The 1,248-nt window shown below is 46.1% G+C and carries 2 protein-coding genes; both read left to right on the top strand.

What is annotated here, in order from left to right:
- Positions 1-208, top strand: a 208-nt coding sequence (locus ACRRUX_RS20525) for a disulfide bond formation protein B (protein ID WP_432534094.1), incomplete at its 5' end; no start/stop codon positions are given.
- Positions 209-465: 257 nt separating this feature from the next.
- The coding region (locus ACRRUX_RS20520; protein ID WP_432534093.1) for an aryl-sulfate sulfotransferase at positions 466-1,248 on the top strand (783 nt) is incomplete at its 3' end.

Genomic DNA, 1,248 nt, shown 5'->3' with positions numbered 1-1,248 from the left:
ATGTTCAACAGACCCACGTTTCCCCCTGAACCTGCCGCTGGATGAGTGGCTGCCATTCGAATTCGCACCAACCGGTGGTTGTGGTGAAGATGACTGGACCCTGCTTGGCATGAACATGGCGCACTACTGCATGATTGCCTACACCTTCTTCATGATTGCGCTGGCACCTCTGACTTTCGGTTGGGTACGGACTTTCTTTAACAAGTAATAACTTCACAGGTTGTTGATATTTCGGCATAGCTTCGATGGTTTCTAAAGTTATCCCGGAGTATCTCCAGCCGGTGACAGTAAATCGCATTGATAAACTTTATTGGCTTCTCTGTTAAATAAGTATTCGCCTGATGCGTTCTATAAATCTTATTTCAGAATATGCCTTCATCTAACTAGCTGGAATAAAACCAGCGGCAATGACAAATCTAAATCTATCGAATGGATGCGTCATACATACTGTGTAAGGATATTAAAATGTTGAAAAAGTTGCTTATCGCTACTGCTGTATCCAGTGTTTTACTTTCCGGTGCAGCGACGGCTTCTCTGACGGGCATGAAGCCTTCTAATCTGCCTAATCAACCACTGGGTTATATCATTCACGACCCTTATGACAATGCACCCTTGACCGCAGTGGTGACGCTGAGTTCTGCAAGTCAGGAAATCAGTGACGTTAAAGTCAGCATCAAGCCCAAAAAAGGCGGCGCTAAGCTGGATTATGAAGTGGCTGACAACCGTATTAAAGATGAGGGTGGTGTGCCTATTTTTGGTCTTTACCCGGACCACATGAACGAATTCACTGTCACCTTTAAAGAGGGTGGTAAGACCAAGTCTCATACCTATTCTTTGTTGACTCCTGATGTGGCGACCTCTTTTGATGCTGACCAGTGGGCCAAGCATCCTTTGGTAAATGTAAAGAAGGTTGATAAAGAGTTTAAAGACCGTTTGTACTTCATTAACTGGACCAGCGACAACACCAAAAACGGTATCCTGACTCACAACACGCCAGGCGCACACGGTGCGTTTTCATGGGACGGCATGCCAGGTTTCTACATTATCGATACCGCCGGTGATATCCGTTGGTATATGGATGCCAAAAAAACCCATGACTCCAAGTCTTATGAAAAAGCGGGGTATGCCATGGGGATGAACGTGACCGATGATGGCAACATGGTGTGGGTTCAGGGCCAGGGCTGGAAGCATATGACCATTATGGGCCGTATGATTTCCGAACACTCTCTGCCAGGCTTTTACGCTGAT

This window comes from Shewanella sp. GXUN23E, from assembly GCF_050865035.1.
Classification (GTDB): Bacteria; Pseudomonadota; Gammaproteobacteria; order Enterobacterales; family Shewanellaceae; genus Shewanella.
This window is presented reverse-complemented; position numbering and strand designations above follow the sequence as displayed.